Raw genomic sequence first — 16,401 nt, 5'->3', positions numbered from 1 at the left:
CGCCCTCACCGGACCCTCACCAGACCCCGGGTATCAGCCGGGGCGTGGTCGCCGCGTACTCCGTGTACGCGGTGCCCAGCGCCTCCGAGAGGAGCTTCTCCTCCACGTGGATGCGATAGCCGAGCGCCAGCGCGCCGCCCGCCAGGAAGACCAGGAGCGCCGCCGCGTTGTCGTAGGTCACCCCGAGGGAGAGCCCGGCCAGCGCGATGCCGCTGTACGCGGGATGGCGCACCCAGCGGTACGGACCCGACCGCACCACCTGGTGGTCCCGCTGGACGTGGACCGTGCCCCGGAAGAAGCGGCCCAGGGCGACGATGGCCCACAGCCGCAGGCCTATCCCGGCCCAGGCGACGATCAGCACGGCCAGGCGGGCAGCCGTAGCCGTGGTCGAGTAGTCGAGCGCGGGCGTGGCGCGGGCGACGGGATGCGCCGCCCAGCCGGCCGCGCCCACCGCCACGACGAAGAGCAGCAGGCTGCGCCACTCGGTGCGCTCCGTGGGCGCGCTGCTCATCAACTGCCTTGCCTGGAGAGCCAGTTCGCAGGCAAGCCACGCGTACAGGGTGATCCGCAGGGCCAGATCGATGTCGTTGTTCATGCCGCACCACTCCCTCGTCGCCCGCTGATGGCTCCGGCACGTTCGACGATCGCAGCCGGTGCGGGTGGAGAGGATCGGCTCCCGGGTGGACCGCTGGGTGGAGCTTTCGGCGGCCCGGCCTCCACCCCGCCTCCACCCGCACCGCCTCCACCCGCACCGGCTCCATCCGGCCCCGGCCCCCGGGACATGCGGATCAGCCCGCCCCCTACTCCGCCACCTTCAGCACGAGCACCGACCGGGCCGGCAGCGTCACCGTCTCGCCGCCCCGGTGCACCCGCCCCGGCGCCTCGGCCTGCTCCTCCTCCGAGGTGTCCACGACCAGCTCGTACGAGGCGGCCCACGGCGGCCCCGGCAGCACGCAGCTCGCCGGGCGGTCCGCCGAGTGCAGCAGGATCAGGAAGCTGTCGTCGGTCACCGGCGCGCCCCGCGCGTCACGCCCCGGGATGTCCCGGCCGGACAGGTACAGGCCCAGCGTCGCGGCGGGCGCGTACCAGTCCTGTTCCGTCATCTCCTCGCCCCGCGCGGTGAACCAGGCCAGGTCCCGCAGCCCGTCCGCGCCCTGTGCCCGGCCGGAGAAGAAGGCCCGGCGCCGCAGCACCGGATGCCGGTGCCTCAACTCGACGAGCCGGGTGGCCAGTTCGAGCAGGCCGCGCGGCCCCGGCTGCTCCAGGAGCGACCAGTCGACCCAGCTCACTTCGCCGTCCTGGCAGTACGCGTTGTTGTTGCCGCCCTGGGTGCGGCCCATCTCGTCTCCCGCGACCAGCATCGGCACGCCCGTCGACACCAGCAGGGTGGTGAGCAGGTTCCGCAGCTGGCGCCGCCGCAGCGCGTTGACGCGGGGATCGTCGGTCTCGCCCTCGACCCCGCAGTTCCAGGCCCGGTTGTCGTTGGTGCCGTCCCGGTTGCCCTCCCCGTTCGCCTCGTTGTGCTTGCGCTCGTACGACACCAGGTCGCGCAGCGTGAAACCGTCGTGCGCGGTCACGAAGTTGATCGACGCGTACGGGCGCCGGCCGCCCCAGGCGTACAGGTCGCTGGAGCCCGAGAGGCGGTAGCCGAGATCGCGCACGTCCGGCAGCGCGCCCCGCCAGAAGTCGCGTACGGCGTCCCGGTAGCGGTCGTTCCACTCGGTCCACAGCGGCGGGAAGGAGCCCACCTGGTAGCCGCCGTTGCCCACGTCCCACGGTTCGGCGATCAGCTTCACGCGGCGCAGCACCGGGTCCTGGGCGATCACCGCGAGAAAGGGCGACAGCATGTCGACGTCGTGCATCGAGCGGGCCAGCGCCGCCGCCAGGTCGAACCGGAAGCCGTCGACCCCCATCTCGGTCACCCAGTAGCGCAGCGAATCAGTGATCAGGCGCAGGACATGTGGCTGGACCACATGGAGGGTGTTGCCGCAGCCCGTGTAGTCGGCGTAGCGGCGGGCATCGGACTGGAGCCGGTAGTAGCCGCGGTTGTCGATGCCGCGCAGGGACAGCGTCGGCCCCAACTCCCCTGCCTCGGCCGTGTGGTTGTAGACCACGTCGAGGATGACCTCGATGCCGGCCGCGTGCAGCGCCCGCACCATCCGCTTGAACTCGCCGACCTGCTGCCCCGCGGTCCCGGTCGCCGAGTAGCCGGCATGCGGCGCGAAGTACCCGATCGAGTTGTAGCCCCAGTAGTTGCGAAGGCCGCGCCGCAGCAAATGGTCCTCGTGCGCGAACTGGTGCACCGGAAGCAGCTCGACCGCCGTCACGCCGAGCCGCACCAGATGGCCGATCGCCGCCGGGTGCGCGAGCCCCGCGTAGGTGCCGCGCAGCGGCTCGGGGATCTCCGGGTGGAGCCGGGTGAAGCCGCGTACGTGCAGCTCGTAGATGACCGAGTCGGACCAGGGCGTCTTGGGGCGGCGGTCGTCCGCCCAGTCGTCGTCGTCCTGCACCACCACGCCCTTGGGGACGTGCGGCGCCGAGTCGCGGTCGTCGCGGACGGTGTCGGCGACCTGCTGCTGCGGCCAGTCCCGGACGTGCCCGTACACCTCGGGCGGCAGCACGAAGTCCCCGTCCACGGCCCGCGCGTACGGGTCGAGCAGCAGCTTCGCCGGGTTCCAGCGCGCCCCCGTCCACGGGTCCCAGCGCCCGTGCACCCTAAATCCGTACCGCTGCCCCGGGCGTACGCCCGGCACGAAGCCGTGCCAGATCTCATGGGTCAGTTCGGTGAGCGCGAGCCGGGACTCGGTGCCCGCCGCGTCGAAGAGGCACAGCTCGACCGATTCGGCGCCGCCCGCCCACAGCGCGAAATTGGTGCCCGCGACACCGTCCGGGCCGACCCGGAAGCGGGCGCCGAGGGGGGTCGGCGCGCCCGGCCAGACAGGGGGGCGCAGCGCCCCCGGTTCACCCCGGTGGCCGTTCACCTTCCGGTGCCCCTCCGTGCCGGGCGCGCCCTGCGCGGCACCCCGCACTGCCCTCTGCTCGGCTGCGCTCGACACCTGACGGCCTCCCGCGGCTCGGCGCAGGGCAGCACGCGGCGTCCCGGCCGCGGCTCCCCATGCGTGTCCCTGCACCTGTTCTTCCCGCAACAGCCCTCGTACTCACGTTTCCCCCGGCGGGGGGCGGTCGTTGGGTCGGTCGTGAGAGACGTACTGAAGCGGGCAGGGGCGGGCACGGCCGCCGCCCTGGCATGGGCAGGACTGACGGCGGTCCTGGTGGCCACGCTGACCGGGTGCTCGGGCAGCACCCTGGACATCGGCGACATCGGGGGCAAGCCGTTGACGCCCCAGGAGGCCATTCTGGTGACTCCGGACGACGGCGCCAAGGCGGTCAAGGCGGACCAGAAGGTGGAGGTGCGGGTGCCGGGCGGGCGCCTGGAGCGGGTCAAGGTGATGAAGACGGAGGACGCGCAGCCCGAGGAGGTGCCGGGCAGGATCTCGGCGGACGGGCTGACGTGGACGCCGACCGGCAGCTCGCTGCAACTGGCCGCGCTGTACACGGTGGACACCGTGGCGCTCGACGGCCACGGCCACCGCCAGGCCCGCCACACCAGCTTCACCACACTCGTCCCCGAGCACCGGTTCATCGGTTACTTCAAGCCCGAGAACCGCTCGACCGTGGGCGTCGGCATGATCGTGTCGTTCAACTTCAACCAGCCGATCAAGGACCGGGCGGCCGTCGAGCGCGCCATCAGGATCACCTCGCAGCCTCCGGTGGACGTGCGGGGCCACTGGTTCGGCAAGGACCGGATCGACTTCCGGCCCGAGCAGTACTGGGTGCCCGGCACCAAGGTCACCGTCGACATGCACCTGCGCGACGTGGTCGCGGCGCCCGGCGTCTACGGCATCCAGGACAAGACGGTCGGCTTCACCGTCGGGCGCGCCCAGGAGTCCCTCGTGGACGCCGAGGCGCACACCATGGAGGTGCGGCGCGGCGGCGAGCTGGTGTCCACGCTGCCGATCTCCGCGGGGTCGCCGAAGAACACCACGTACAACGGGAAGATGGTCGTCACCGAGATGTACGACGTGACGCGGATGAACAGCCAGACCGTGGGCTTCGGCGGCGAGTACGACATTCCGGACGTCCCGCACGCCATCCGGCTGACCAACACCGGCACCTTCCTGCACGGCAACTACTGGGCTCCCTCCAAGACCTTCGGCAACTCCAACACCAGCCACGGATGCGTCGGTCTGCGCGATGTGAAGGGCGGCAGCTCGGACACCCCGGCGGGGTGGTTCTTCGACCGCACCCTCATCGGCGACATCGTCGAGGTCGTCAACTCCCATGACCGCCAGGTGGCTCCCGACAACGGGCTCAGTGGCTGGAACCTGGACTGGGCGAAGTGGAAGGCGGGCTCCGCGATCTCCTGATTTCCCCTCACCCCTCGAACGCACGGCCCCTGACCGTTCCCGGTTAACCAACCGGGAACGGTTCCTGTGTTTCACCTGAGAGTTCCAGGACAAGTTGGGACTGAACGGTGACATTGGAGGGGAGGTCGGGGCCCGTCCGGTGTGATTATCTAGCGCCGTGCGTGCGCGATGACGCGCGCGGGGGTGAGTGAGTACGGGCGGTGGCGGGGCCACGCCGTGCGAGGGGAGAAAAAGTCTTGAACGGGCAGCCTATTTCGGGGGCTTCGGCCGGGGCCGGACGACGCGGTCGCCAGGGCAGCGCACTGCTGGCCCTCCTCTTCGGGGCGATGCTGCTCCTCGTCACCGCATGCGGCGGGGGCGACGGCTCCAGCTCCAAGGCCAAGGCGGGCAGCGGAAGCGCCGCCGAGGACACCAAGGCCTCCGAGGCCGTGGTCACCATCCTGCCGGCCGACAACGCCAAGGACGTGGCCACCAACGGCGCGCTGAAGATATCCGCCGACAAGGGCAAGCTGTCCGCCGTCACGGTGGCCGACAGCAAGGGCAACGCAGTCGCCGGGAAGATATCCGCGGACGGCCTCGGCTGGGCCCCGGACCAGCACCTCGCCTCCGCGACGCAGTACAAGGTCCACGCGGTCGCCAAGGACGCCAAGGGCCGCGAGTCCGCCAAGGACACCACCTTCACCACCCTCGTGCCGACCAACACCTTCATCGGCCAGTACGTGCCCGAGGACGGCTCCACCGTCGGCGTCGGCATGCCGGTCTCCATCAACTTCAGCCGCGGCATCACCAACCCGGACGCGGTCGAGAAGGCGATCACCGTGACGGCCGAGCCGTCCGTCCCGGTCGAGGGCCACTGGTTCGGCAACGACCGCCTCGACTTCCGGCCCGAGCAGTACTGGGCGCCCGGCACCAAGGTGACCGTCAAGTTCAACCTCGACGGCGTCGAGGGCCGGCCCGGTGTCTACGGCAAGCAGACCCGCACCATCCACTTCACCATCGGCCGCTCCCAGGTCTCCACCGTGGACGCGAGCGCCCACACCATGAAGGTGGAGCGCGACGGCAAGCCCCTGAAGACCATCCCGATCAGCGCGGGCTCCCCGGCGAACACCACGTACAACGGGCAGATGGTCATCAGCGAGAAGTACGAGGTGACCCGGATGAACGGCGCCACCGTCGGCTTCGGCGGCGAGTACGACATCAAGGACGTGCCGCACGCGATGCGCCTGTCGAGCTCCGGCACCTTCATCCACGGCAACTACTGGGGCGACCCGTCGGTGTTCGGCTCGGCCAACACCAGCCACGGCTGCGTCGGTCTGGAGGACGCGCGTGGTGCGGGCGACCCGTCCACGCCGGCCGCCTGGTTCTACAACAACTCCCTGATCGGCGACGTGGTCGTCGTGAAGAACTCCAAGGACAAGGTCATCCAGCCCGACAACGGCCTCAACGGCTGGAACCTCTCCTGGGCGGACTGGACCAAGTAGGCCCGGACGAACTCCCGACGGACCCGGTGCTGTGACCGACAGCACCGGGTCCGTTGTCGTTAGTGACCGTTAACCTGCCTCCATGACTGTGAACCTCGAAGTTTCCGAAGGCGTCGGCACCATCCGCCTGGACCGCCCTCCGATGAACGCCCTCGACATCGCGAGCCAGGACCGGCTGCGCGAGCTCGCCGAGGAGGCGGCCCGGCGCGAGGACGTGCGGGCGGTGGTCCTGTACGGCGGCGAGAAGCTGTTCGCGGCGGGCGCGGACATCAAGGAGATGCAGGCCATGGACCACGCGGCGATGGTCGTACGCGGCCGGGCGCTGCAGGACGCCTTCACCGCCGTCGCCAAGATCCCCAAGCCGGTCGTGGCGGCCGTCACCGGCTACGCGCTGGGCGGCGGCTGCGAGCTGGCGCTCTGCGCCGACTTCCGCATCGCCGGTGAGAACGCCAAGCTCGGCCAGCCCGAGATCCTGCTCGGCCTCATCCCGGGCGCCGGCGGCACCCAGCGCCTCGCGCGCCTGGTGGGCCCGTCCAAGGCCAAGGACCTCATCTTCACGGGCCGTCAGGTGAAGGCGGACGAGGCGCTGGCCATGGGCCTGGTCGACCAGGTGGTGCCGGCCGCTGAGGTGTACGAGCGGGCCGTCGCCTGGGCCGCGCGCCTCGCCCAGGGCCCGGCCATCGCGCTGCGCGCCGCCAAGGAGTCCATCGACGCCGGTCTGGAGACGGACATCGACACCGGCCTCGCTGTTGAACGCAACTGGTTCGCGGGCCTGTTCGCGACCGAGGACCGCGAGCGGGGCATGCGCAGCTTCGTCGAGGAGGGCCCGGGCAAGGCCAAGTTCCTCTGAACGCACGGGAGTTGAGTGGCCGGGGTCAACGGCGGTGTACATGTGAGGGCAGTGTGTACACCCTGTGGGGGGATTAGCACAGCCTTAAGCGCACCTTAAGGAAAACCCCTTCGGAACGCTTGGTGATCAAGCAAACGCATCACGTCACCGCAGGTCAGGGCGGGTGCATTGGGTCATCGACTGCCCCCGTCATATGCCAGAACGAGCCTCCGGAACGTCAGGTTCCGGGGGCTCGATTCCTTCGGAACGGCCCCGGAGGCCGCGCCGGGCCGCCATGATGGTGGCATGGCGGGGCTGGAGGGTGTGGAACAACCGGCGCAGCGTGTGAGTGCGACCGCAGCACGGTGGATGCCGTCCGCCGACGACGAAGTGGCGCTGAAGGCGCTGGAGTTGTTCGGGAATCCGACGGAGGAAGAGGTCCGGCTGCCCTCACGTCCGGAGTCCGCCGCCACGGCCCGCCGGATCACGCAGTCCGTCGTACTGCGCCAGTGGGCGCTCTCGCCGACACTCGCCGAGCACGCCGTGCTCCTCGTCTCCGAGCTCGTCGGCAATGCGGTGCGGCACACCGGAGCCCGCGTCTTCGGTCTGCGCATGCTGCGCCGCCGGGGCTGGATCCGGATCGAGGTCCGTGACCCCTCGCGCGGCCTGCCCTGTCTGATGCCGGTGCACGAGCTCGACATCAGCGGCCGCGGCCTCTTCCTCGTCGACAAGCTCTCCGACCGCTGGGGCGTGGACCTGCTGCCGCGCGGCAAGACCACCTGGTTCGAGATGCGTGTCGCCGACCGCTGAGCCGCCGAAGGCCCCGTCGAATCACAGAAGCCCCCTGGCTGCCGGATGCGGCGCCGCGGGGGCTTCTGTGGAGCGCCGTGGATCTGGGGGGGGGTGTGATCCACGACGACTGAAGACGACCTGGCCCGGGTCAATGGGGGTCGTGGCTCCGACTATGACAGATGGGCGGCCCATCATCAAAAGTCCTTAGTCGGACATAACGCCATGAACCATGACAGTTTAGCTGTGAATCGTAGGTGAGCTAGAGCACGCACCTTCTAAAGCATGAATAAATATCGGAGGTGCTGAGTGAATCAGCGACTCGGTCGCCTCCGGTCACCTTCGGGCAGCCGCGACCCGCAGAGGTCCTGAAATGGGTCAATCGTTACCAACCGTCCTTCGGCCCACTTAAATGTCCATGTGTCGAATCCATCACCCCGTGCCGTCGACCGCCGCAGCGCCCTGCGGGCCGGGGCGGGCGCGGCCATCGTGGGGGCATTCACGGCAGGCTGTTCGGACGACCACGCCGGCGAGCAGCCGGCCGACTCTCCGAAGCCCCAGCCGTCCGCCTCCACGACGGCCGCCGCTCCCGCCCGCCCCAAGGTCCCACGTCCCGCACCGGCCCCCCGCGCCTTCCCCGGGCAGCCGGTCCAGATCAGCAGCGGCCCCCGGGGCCGCCCCCAGGTCGCGCTCACCTTCCACGGCCAGGGCGATCCGAAGATCGCCACGACCCTGCTCGGCGAGGCCGAGAAGGCCGGTGCCAAAGTCACCGTCCTCGCCGTCGGCAGCTGGCTCGACGAGCAGCCCGCGATGGCCCGCCGCATCCTCGACGGCGGCCACGAGCTGGGCAACCACACCCAGCACCACATCGACATCGGGGCCATGGACGAGGCGGCGGCGTACGCCGAGATCACGGGCTGCGCGGACCGGCTGCGTAGGCTCACCGGCTCCATCGGGACCTGGTTCAGGCCCTCCCGTGCCCAGTACGCGACACCGCTCGTTCAGAGACTGGCCCGGAAGGCGGGGTACCCGCACGTTCTGTCGTACGACGTCGACTCGCTCGACTTCACCTCGCCCGGTGCCGCGGCCGTCACCCGCAACGTCACCGGGCAGATCCGCAACGGATCGGTGGTGAGCCTGCACTTCGGCTATGCGGACACGGTCGCCGCGCTGCCCGCCCTACTCGCCGAACTGGAACGCCGCCGACTGCGCGCGGTCACGACCACGGAGCTGCTGATCTGATGCCGACCGCAACGAAGGCCGTAACGAAGAGGATCACCGTGCTGCTCTCGGCAGCCCTGCTCGCGGCGCTGGTCGGCTGCGGTTCGGGCGCCGACCACAAGGACGAGGCGCTCAGCACCAAGGCGGCCCTGCCGCCCCCGGCCGCCAAGAAGGCCGTGCCGCAGGGCCTGCCCGGGATGCCGCCCGTCCTGGACTCGAAGGACGCCTACGCCGCGGACCGGCCGAACGCCCTCCAGCCGGCCGTCAAGAACTTCCTGCCGCGCGTGTACGTGCCCAACACCAACTCCAACACGGTGTCCGTGATCGACCCGGCCACGTACAAGGTCATCGAGACGATTCCGGTCGGCCACCAGCCGCAGCACGTCGTGCCGTCCTGGGACATGAAGACGCTCTGGGTCAACAACGACCTCGGCGACTCGCTCACCGCCATCGACCCGGCGACCGGCAAGACCGGGCGCACCGTCCAGGTCTCGGACCCGTACAACCTCTACTTCACGCCGAACGGCAAGTACGCCGTCGTGATGGCCTCCAAGGACCGCGAGCTCGTCTTCCGCGACCCGGTCAGCATGAACCGGGTCAAGACCGTCCCGGTGACCTGTGCGGGCGTCAACCACGCCGACTTCTCCATGGACGGGCGGTACTTCATCGTCTCCTGCGAGTTCTCCGGCGAGCTGCTCAAGGTCGACACGGAGAAGATGGAGGTCATCGCCCACCAGAAGCTGCCCTTCGACGGGGCGATGCCGCAGGACGTGAAGATGTCCCCGGACGGAAAGACCTTCTACATCGCCGACATGATGGCGCACGGCATGTGGGTCCTGGACGGCGACAAGTTCACCACGCCGACCCTGCTGCCCACCGGCAAGGGCTGCCACGGCCTCTACATCAGCCGCGACTCCAAGGAGATGTACATCTCCAACCGGGGCGAGGGCACCATCTCCATCTTCGACTTCACCAAGAACAAGCTCACCAAGAAGTGGGAGTTGCCGGACGGCGGCAGCCCCGACATGGGCGGCGTCTCCGCCGACGGCAAGGTGCTCTGGCTGTCCGGCCGCTACAACTCCGAGGTGTACGCCATCGACACCGCCACCGGCAAGGAGCTGGCCCGCATCCCGGTCGGCTCGGGCCCGCACGGCCTCGCCGTCTACCCGCAGCCCGGCCGGTACTCGCTCGGCCACACCGGCATCTTCCGCTGAGCGCGAGCGGAGGCGTACGACGGCGAGGTGCCCCGGGGTCCGCCGGTCCCGGGGCACCTCCGTGTCACCACAGCACGGGCAGCCGCTCCGGCAGGCGCTTGATGAATCCCGTACGCCACACCAGCTGTTCGGCCGGGACTGCGAGGCGCAGCCCCGGCATCCGGTCCACCAGGACCGAGAGCGCCGTCTCGGCGTGCAGCCGGCCGAGTCCCGTGGCCGGGCAGAAGTGCCGCCCGGCGCCGAACGAGAGATGCGGGTTGTGCTCCCGGTCGAGGTCGAGGCGCTGGGGGTCGGTGAAGACCTCCGGGTCGAAGTTGGCGCCCTCGACCAGGACGAGCACCAACTCGCCCTTCTTCACGAGGACTTCGCCCAGCGTCACGTCCTCCAGGGCGAGCCGGGGCAGCCCGTCGCCGATCGACAGGTTCCAGCGCAGGAGCTCCTCCACCGCGCGGCCCATGCGCTCGGGGTGCTCGCGCAGATGGGTGATCAGCTCCGGGTGCTGGAGCAGCGCCAGGATCGCGAGGATCAGGAACGCGGAGGTGGAGACCGCGCCCGCGCCGAACATGGACACCGCGACCGTCGCCAGCATCTCGTCCGTGAGGTGCGCGGACTCCTGGTCCTCGCGCAGCGCCGCGAGCCGGCCGAGCAGGCTGTCGGGGTCCAGGCCTGGCGCGTTGAGGCGCTCCACCATGTACCCGAGGTCTTTGTACCAGTTGAGCCCGGCACCCTCGAAGGTGTGCGCGCTGGTCATGAAGGCGGTGTCCAGGCCGGACATGAGCCGGCGCCAGTCCGCGAACGGCACCCCGATCACCTGGCAGTGCAGCGCCGCCGAGAAGGGGTCGGCGAACCCCGCCCGGAGGTCGGCCGGCGGGCCCTCGGTGAGCAGCGCGTCGATGAACTCTCCTGCCCGGACGCGGAGTTGACCGGCGAGGCCGTCGGCGCGCGGGCTGAGGGACTTCATCACGGCGGTGCGAAGCCCGGCGCTGTTGATGTTGCCCATGTTGTTGACGACCTCGGGCGGGATCGTCAGCGCGTACTGGCGGGGCACCCCGGCGTTCGCGGTGTCCTTCAGGCTGAACCGCGCGTCCTCCAGGACCTGTTTGGCCAGCGCGTGGCTGCTCACCAGCCAGGCCTGGTCGCCGGTGAGCGTACGCACCCGGGCCACCGGCTGCTTCTCGCGCAGCCAGGCGCACTCCTCGGGCAGGACGTCACCGCGGCGCGAGAGCGGGAAGTCGAGTACGGGCTCGGGGGTCATGCGGCGATTCCTTCCGGGCGCACCACGGCGTAGGCCTGATTGCGGGAGGCGCGCAAGCCGCCGCCCTTCGCGTAGAGGAGCTCGGTCAGCGGGATCGGCGCGTGGTAGGCCGACACCGAGGAGGGGACGCCGAGGATGCCCGGAGTGTCCAGGAAGAAGGGGAGTTCCGCGGCGATGTAGTCGAGGCAGGCGGCGAGCTGTTCCGCGCTCGCGGCCGGCCCGCCGACCTTCGTGGAGAGGAAGTGCCCGGCCATGCGCTCGCAGCCGGCCCGGAAATGCGGATCGGTGGCAAGGAAATGCCGCACCCGCCGGTGCAGGAGTTCGTAGACCGGATTACCGGCGAATTCGGAGAGCCCGTGCACGCCGACGGGTATGCCCGGCGAGCCGGCCTCTTCGACGCCGCGCAGAATTCTGCGGCGTACCGCCTTGAGTTCTTTCGAGGCGCGCCGTACCGCGTGCTCCTCGTCGTAGCCGAGCGCGCTGAACAGCTCGGCCACATGGAGGTCGGCGTACACGATGTCGATGCGGGAGAACCGTGCCGAAGCCCAGCGGACGAGTTCGGTGATGCGGCCGGCGCTGAAATAGCTGTTTCCCGGACTCACACCGATGAGGACGTGATCGCCCTCGTCCCATATGTGGTGGCAACTTCGCGTGAAGGGCTGCACGGTGAATGCTTCAGTTGTGATGGTCACAGCTGTAACGCCCCAGCGCCGCTAGTCCCTGGGTGCCCTGTGCTCCCGGTGTGGCGGCGACAGCAAGAAGTTATCCGCCAAGTGCGGAGCGTGAGGAAGTGGCGGCGTGAAGTTGGCGTGAACTGCTCTTTGGGGGGCGGAAAACAGCCCTTTCCGTGTTTCGAACAGTCAGAGTCCGGGGCCCGCCGGTCTGGACCCGTTATCAGTGCGCGACAAGCAGTGCCTCCGAGCCGACCGGCCGGAAACCCGCCGCCTGGAAGGTGCGCACACTGCGCGCGTTGCCCGGCGACTGCTGCGCCCAGAGCACCGGCTCGGGCACCAAGTGTCGTGCGGCCAGGGCGAGTTGAACGCCGAGTCCCAGGCCGCGCGCGGACTCGTCGACCTCGATGGCGGCCTCCCAGCGGCCGGCGACGCCCCGGCCGAGTATCAGGACGCCGCCGTCCGCCGCCCAGACCCGTACGTCGTCCCGGTACTTCAGGGCCCGCGCCACCCTCGGATGCTCCGGGTCCTCGATCTCGGTCAGCGCCAGCGGCGGCCCGCCCGGTAGGGCGGGGGCGCAGGTCAGCAGGTCGACGCAGTTCATCGAGCGGCCGGTGCGGGCCATCAGGGCGGCCAGGAACCCGGGGTTCATGGCCGCGCCGAGCGGGTCGGCCCTCGTCTCGGCCAGCGTGGCCCGCAGCCAGTCCTCGTCCTCGTCCAGGAAGATCACCGAGTGCGCGGTGAACGCCAGCACGCCCGCGTCGCGCGGCCCCGGCTGCGCCACCACCGTCGTACCGCCGTCGGCCGGCGGGAACCGCCCCGTCGCCGCGGCCGCCAGAATGTCGCCGAGCGTGCCATCCATGGAATTCCCCGTTTCTTTCCGCCAAGGCCTTGAGTCTCCACCCACTGGAAACCGGACACTCGACAACATGATCGACGACGGCCCGGAAACCTTCACCATCGGGCAGCTCGCCCGCCGCACCGGACTGCCCGTGCGCACCATCCGGTACTGGTCCGACATCGGCGCCCTGCCGCCCGTCGGCCGCTCCCACGGCGGCTACCGGCTGTACGACGCCGAGTGCGTGGCCCGCCTTGAGCTGGTGCGCACCCTGCGCGAACTGGGGCTCTCCCTGGACGACGTACGCCGTGTGCTCGCCCGGGAGATCACGGTCGCCGAGGTCGCCGCGGCCCATGTCGCGGCCCTCGACGCCCAGATCCGGGCGCTCCGGGTGAGCCGGGCCGTCCTGTCGACCATCGCCCGACGGCAGTCCGACACGGAGGAGACGACCCTCATGAACAAGCTGGCCAGGCTCTCCGCGCGCGAGCGCAAGCAGATCATCGACGACTTCACCGACGAGGTGTTCGCCGGCCTCGACGACACCAACCCGCACTTCCACGCCCGGGTCCGCGGCGTGGCCGCAGAGCTGCCCGACGACCCCACCCCGCTCCAGGTCGACGCCTGGATCGAGCTGGCCGAACTGGTCGAGGACGAGGCCTTCCGGGCGCTGATGCGGCGGATCGCCGAGACCGACTCCGAGAGCTTCCGGGAGCGCTCGCGCGAACCGCAGGCCTACCTCGCCTTCGCGAAGAAGGTCGCCCAGCTCGCGTGCGGGGCCCAGGAGCGCGGCGTCGCACCCGAAAGCCCCGAGGCCGACGCACTGCTCACCGAGCTGTTCGGCGCGGGCGCCGACCGGGCGGCCGTCCTGGAGCGGGTCGGCGTCAGCCCGGACCTGCGCGTCGAACGCTATTTCCAGCTGCTCGCCGTCATCAACGGGTACGAGCAGCCGCCGAGCGCGGCCGCCGCCTTCCAATGGCTGGCCGCCGCACTGAGCGCGCACGTCGGCAGCTAATCTGACCCGCGTCAGAAACGCATCAAGCAGTAGGCACCAACAAAGGGGTGGACCCAGTGGCGGACATCGAAGAGGCGCGCAAGGCGTTCGCGAAGCTCGACATCGACGGCGACGGACGCGTCACCGCGAGCGAGTACAAGGCGGTCATGGCGCAGCTGGGCGACTTCCACGTCACCGAGACGGTGGCCCAGGCCATCATCAAGGCCAAGGACGCCAACGGCGACGGCAAGCTCTCCTTCGAGGAGTTCTGGGCCTCGCTGAACAAGTGACCCCGATCGGCCCCGGTGGCGTGATCCCGCTCGCGCGGTACGCCATCCGGGGCCGGCCCGGAATAACTCCCCGGGACCGCGAGTTCCCCGGAGCATGCCAACGCGGCACCATCTCCGGAAGGCCAGCTCATGAAGATCGGCATCATCGGCGCGGGCAACATCGGCGGCAACCTGACCCGCCGCCTCACCGCGCTCGGCCACGAGGTTTCCGTCGCCAACTCCCGCGGCCCGCAGACCCTTTCAGCCCTCGCCGAGGAGACCGGCGCGACCCCGGTCACCGTCGCCGAGGCCGCCAAGGGCGCGCAGGTCGTCGTGGTGACCATCCCGCTGAAGCGCGTCCCCGACCTGCCCAAGGGCTTCCTCGACGGCGCGGCCGACGGCTTCGCCGTCATCGACACCGGGAACTACTACCCCAAGGAGCGCGACGGCCGGATCGACGCGATCGAGGACGGCCTCACCGAGAGCCGCTGGACCGAGCAGCACATCGGCCACCCGGTGATCAAGGCCTTCAACGGCACGTACGCGCAGGACCTGCTCGACCGGCCGCGTCCGCAGGGCGACCCCGAGCGGATCGCCCTGCCGGTGGCCGGCGACGACGCGGCCGCCAAGCGGCTGGTCCGCGAGCTCATCGACGAGCTGGGCTTCGACACGGTGGACGCGGGCGGCATCGACGACTCCTGGCGCCAGCAGCCCGCGACCCCGGTCTACGGGATGAGGGGCAGCGTCGCGGAGGTCACCGAGGCCCTGGCGGCGGCGCCGAAGGAAAGGCCGGCGGCCCACAGCTTCTGAGCGCGGGCGAGCGCCCCAAGGGGTGCGGGGAACGGCGCGACCAGCCGCAGACGGCCCGCAGCTGAAAACGCGACCCCCCGTCCTCGCGGAGCGCCTAGCATTCGATGATGTTGACGGCGAGGCCGCCGCGGGCCGTCTCCTTGTACTTGACGCTCATGTCGGCCCCCGTCTCCTTCATCGTCTTGATGACCTTGTCCAGGGACACCTTGTGGCTGCCGTCGCCGCGCATCGCCATCTTGGCGGCGGTGACGGCCTTCACGGCCGCCATGCCGTTGCGCTCGATGCAGGGGATCTGGACGAGGCCGCCGACCGGGTCGCAGGTCAGCCCCAGGTTGTGCTCCATACCGATCTCGGCCGCGTTCTCGACCTGCTCGGGGGTGCCGCCGAGGACCTCGGCGAGCGCGCCCGCCGCCATCGAGCAGGCGGAGCCGACCTCGCCCTGGCAGCCGACCTCGGCGCCGGAGATCGAGGCGTTCTCCTTGAACAGCATGCCGATCGCGCCGGCCGCGAGCAGGAAGCGGACGATGCCGTCCTCATCGGCGCCGGGCACGAAGTTCATGTAGTAGTGAAGCACCGCCGGGATGATGCCCGCGGCGCCGTTGGTGGGGGCGGTCACGACCCGGCCGCCCGCCGCGTTCTCCTCGTTGACGGCCATCGCGTACAGCGTCGCCCACTCCATGGCGTGCGCCTCGGGGTTGCCCTCGGCGCGCAGCTGGCGGGCGGTGGTGGCGGCGCGGCGGCGGACCTTGAGGCCGCCGGGCAGGATGCCCTCGCGGGCCATGCCGCGCGAGACGCAGGCCTGCATGACCCGCCAGATGTCGAGCAGGCCGGAGCGGATCTCGTCCTCGGTGCGCCAGGCCTTCTCGTTCTCCAGCATCAGCGCGGAGATCGAAAGACCGGTGTCCCGGGCGAGCCGGAGCAGCTCGTCGCCGGTGCGGAAGGGGTGCTTGAGAACGGTGTCCTCCGGCACGATCGGGTTCTCGCCCGCGACAGCGTCCTCGTCCACCACGAAGCCGCCGCCGACCGAGTAGTACGTCTTCTCCAGGATCAGCGCGCCGTCGATGTCGTACGCGAAGACCGTCATGCCGTTGGCGTGGTACGGCAGCGCCTTGCGGCGGTGCAGGATCAGGTCGTCGTCGTAGGCGAAGTCGATCTCGTGCATGCCCAGCACGTTGAGCCGCCCCGACTCCTTGATCCGCTCCACCCGGTCGTCGGCGGTCTCGACGTCGACCGTGCGCGGGGAGGCGCCCTCCAGGCCGAGCAGCACCGCCTTCGGCGTGCCGTGGCCGTGTCCGGTGGCGCCGAGCGAGCCGTACAGCTCGGCCCGTATCCGCACGGTGTGGGCGATGAGGCCCTCGTTCTTCAGGCGCGCGGCGAACATGCGGGCCGCTCGCATCGGGCCGACGGTGTGGGAGCTGGACGGGCCGATGCCGATCGAGAACAGGTCGAAGACCGAGATGGCCACGGGGGACTCCTTGAGGGGTTGGTAGACGCCGTTGTCTGCCGGGGTGGTGCAGAGCAAAGCTGGCACAGCATGGGATGGGGCACCGCGCTCACTACCAGTGTGCGCGGTGCCCCGGGGCTTCGTCCCGAATGAACCGGGAAC

14 protein-coding genes and 1 pseudogene are annotated in these 16,401 nt (G+C 70.3%); 9 read left to right on the top strand and 6 right to left on the bottom strand.

Annotated features, from left to right (window positions below):
- Window positions 1-16: 16 nt before the first annotated feature.
- Window positions 17-595, bottom strand: a complete 579-nt coding sequence (locus tag OHA17_RS12410) for a methyltransferase family protein (protein ID WP_406506593.1) — start codon at window positions 593-595, stop codon at window positions 17-19.
- Window positions 596-800: 205 nt separating this feature from the next.
- Window positions 801-3,056 carry a glycogen debranching protein GlgX gene (gene glgX / locus OHA17_RS12405; protein ID WP_406506591.1) on the bottom strand — a complete coding sequence of 752 codons (2,256 nt, stop codon included), beginning with the start codon at window positions 3,054-3,056 and terminating at the stop codon, window positions 801-803.
- Between the two features lie 141 nt (window positions 3,057-3,197).
- Between glgX and OHA17_RS12400 the strand changes: the two genes are divergently transcribed.
- The 6 genes from OHA17_RS12400 (at window position 3,198) to OHA17_RS12375 (ending at window position 9,961) form a co-directional block, all read left to right on the top strand.
- Window positions 3,198-4,427, top strand: coding sequence for an Ig-like domain-containing protein (locus tag OHA17_RS12400; RefSeq protein ID WP_398879384.1), 1,230 nt, complete (start codon window positions 3,198-3,200; stop codon window positions 4,425-4,427).
- A 236-nt stretch (window positions 4,428-4,663) separates the two neighbouring features.
- Window positions 4,664-5,908: an Ig-like domain-containing protein gene (locus OHA17_RS12395; RefSeq protein WP_406506589.1), complete on the top strand. Its 1,245-nt coding sequence runs from the start codon at window positions 4,664-4,666 to the stop codon at window positions 5,906-5,908.
- An 82-nt stretch (window positions 5,909-5,990) separates the two neighbouring features.
- Entirely contained in the window at window positions 5,991-6,758 is a 768-nt protein-coding gene (locus OHA17_RS12390) for an enoyl-CoA hydratase/isomerase family protein (RefSeq protein WP_398879388.1), read from the top strand.
- A 285-nt stretch (window positions 6,759-7,043) separates the two neighbouring features.
- Window positions 7,044-7,547, top strand: a complete 504-nt coding sequence (locus OHA17_RS12385) for an ATP-binding protein (RefSeq protein WP_053726204.1) — start codon at window positions 7,044-7,046, stop codon at window positions 7,545-7,547.
- Window positions 7,548-7,946: 399 nt separating this feature from the next.
- Complete coding sequence (locus OHA17_RS12380) at window positions 7,947-8,768, top strand: polysaccharide deacetylase family protein (RefSeq protein WP_406506586.1); 822 nt, start codon at window positions 7,947-7,949, stop codon at window positions 8,766-8,768.
- Entirely contained in the window at window positions 8,768-9,961 is a 1,194-nt protein-coding gene (locus OHA17_RS12375; protein ID WP_053726206.1) for a YncE family protein, read from the top strand. The genes OHA17_RS12380 and OHA17_RS12375 overlap by 1 nt, the downstream gene beginning before the upstream one ends.
- Window positions 9,962-10,025: 64 nt before the next feature.
- Here OHA17_RS12375 and OHA17_RS12370 read toward each other — a convergent pair whose 3' ends face one another.
- The 3 genes from OHA17_RS12370 to OHA17_RS12360 form a co-directional block, all read right to left on the bottom strand.
- A complete protein-coding gene (locus OHA17_RS12370) occupies window positions 10,026-11,216 on the bottom strand; it encodes a cytochrome P450 (RefSeq protein ID WP_053726207.1) in 1,191 nt (396 codons plus the stop codon).
- Entirely contained in the window at window positions 11,213-11,908 is a 696-nt protein-coding gene (locus tag OHA17_RS12365; protein WP_406506583.1) for a tRNA-dependent cyclodipeptide synthase, read from the bottom strand. The genes OHA17_RS12370 and OHA17_RS12365 overlap by 4 nt, the downstream gene beginning before the upstream one ends.
- Window positions 11,909-12,110: 202 nt before the next feature.
- Window positions 12,111-12,749 carry a GNAT family N-acetyltransferase gene (locus OHA17_RS12360; protein WP_406506581.1) on the bottom strand — a complete coding sequence of 213 codons (639 nt, stop codon included), beginning with the start codon at window positions 12,747-12,749 and terminating at the stop codon, window positions 12,111-12,113.
- Window positions 12,750-12,816: 67 nt separating this feature from the next.
- Here OHA17_RS12360 and OHA17_RS12355 point away from each other — a divergent pair, with 67 nt between their 5' ends.
- From OHA17_RS12355 to OHA17_RS12345, 3 genes and pseudogenes are all read left to right on the top strand, one after another.
- On the top strand, window positions 12,817-13,737 hold the full coding sequence (locus OHA17_RS12355) for a MerR family transcriptional regulator (protein WP_406506579.1): 921 nt from the start codon (window positions 12,817-12,819) through the stop codon (window positions 13,735-13,737).
- 56 nt (window positions 13,738-13,793) lie between these two features.
- Window positions 13,794-14,006, top strand: coding sequence for an EF-hand domain-containing protein (locus OHA17_RS12350; protein WP_053726211.1), 213 nt, complete (start codon window positions 13,794-13,796; stop codon window positions 14,004-14,006).
- 126 nt (window positions 14,007-14,132) lie between these two features.
- Window positions 14,133-14,795: pseudogene (locus OHA17_RS12345) on the top strand (NADPH-dependent F420 reductase); the annotation flags it as partial.
- A 94-nt stretch (window positions 14,796-14,889) separates the two neighbouring features.
- On the opposite strand, the gene OHA17_RS12340 reads toward OHA17_RS12345, so the two are convergent.
- Window positions 14,890-16,260 (bottom strand): L-serine ammonia-lyase, encoded by a 1,371-nt coding sequence (locus tag OHA17_RS12340; RefSeq protein ID WP_406506577.1) that lies wholly within the window; start codon window positions 16,258-16,260, stop codon window positions 14,890-14,892.
- Between the last annotated feature and the right edge of the window lie 141 nt (window positions 16,261-16,401).

The sequence above is a fragment of the Streptomyces sp. NBC_00212 genome (assembly GCF_045206365.1).
GTDB lineage: Bacteria > Actinomycetota > Actinomycetes > Streptomycetales > Streptomycetaceae > Streptomyces.
The sequence above is the reverse complement of the archived record's forward strand: the minus strand, read 5'-3'. Positions and strand labels throughout refer to the sequence as shown.

What these genes read in the sequence shown, in the direction of transcription:
- OHA17_RS12410 (WP_406506593.1), bottom strand. Translation starts at nt 595, where the DNA reads ATGAACAACGACATCGATCTGGCCCTGCGGATCACCCTGTACGCGTGG.
- OHA17_RS12390 (WP_398879388.1), top strand. Translation starts at nt 5,991, where the DNA reads ATGACTGTGAACCTCGAAGTTTCCGAAGGCGTCGGCACCATCCGCCTG.
- OHA17_RS12385 (WP_053726204.1), top strand. Translation starts at nt 7,044, where the DNA reads ATGGCGGGGCTGGAGGGTGTGGAACAACCGGCGCAGCGTGTGAGTGCG.
- OHA17_RS12375 (WP_053726206.1), top strand. Translation starts at nt 8,768, where the DNA reads ATGCCGACCGCAACGAAGGCCGTAACGAAGAGGATCACCGTGCTGCTC.
- OHA17_RS12370 (WP_053726207.1), bottom strand. Translation starts at nt 11,216, where the DNA reads ATGACCCCCGAGCCCGTACTCGACTTCCCGCTCTCGCGCCGCGGTGAC.
- OHA17_RS12360 (WP_406506581.1), bottom strand. Translation starts at nt 12,749, where the DNA reads ATGGATGGCACGCTCGGCGACATTCTGGCGGCCGCGGCGACGGGGCGG.
- OHA17_RS12355 (WP_406506579.1), top strand. Translation starts at nt 12,817, where the DNA reads ATGATCGACGACGGCCCGGAAACCTTCACCATCGGGCAGCTCGCCCGC.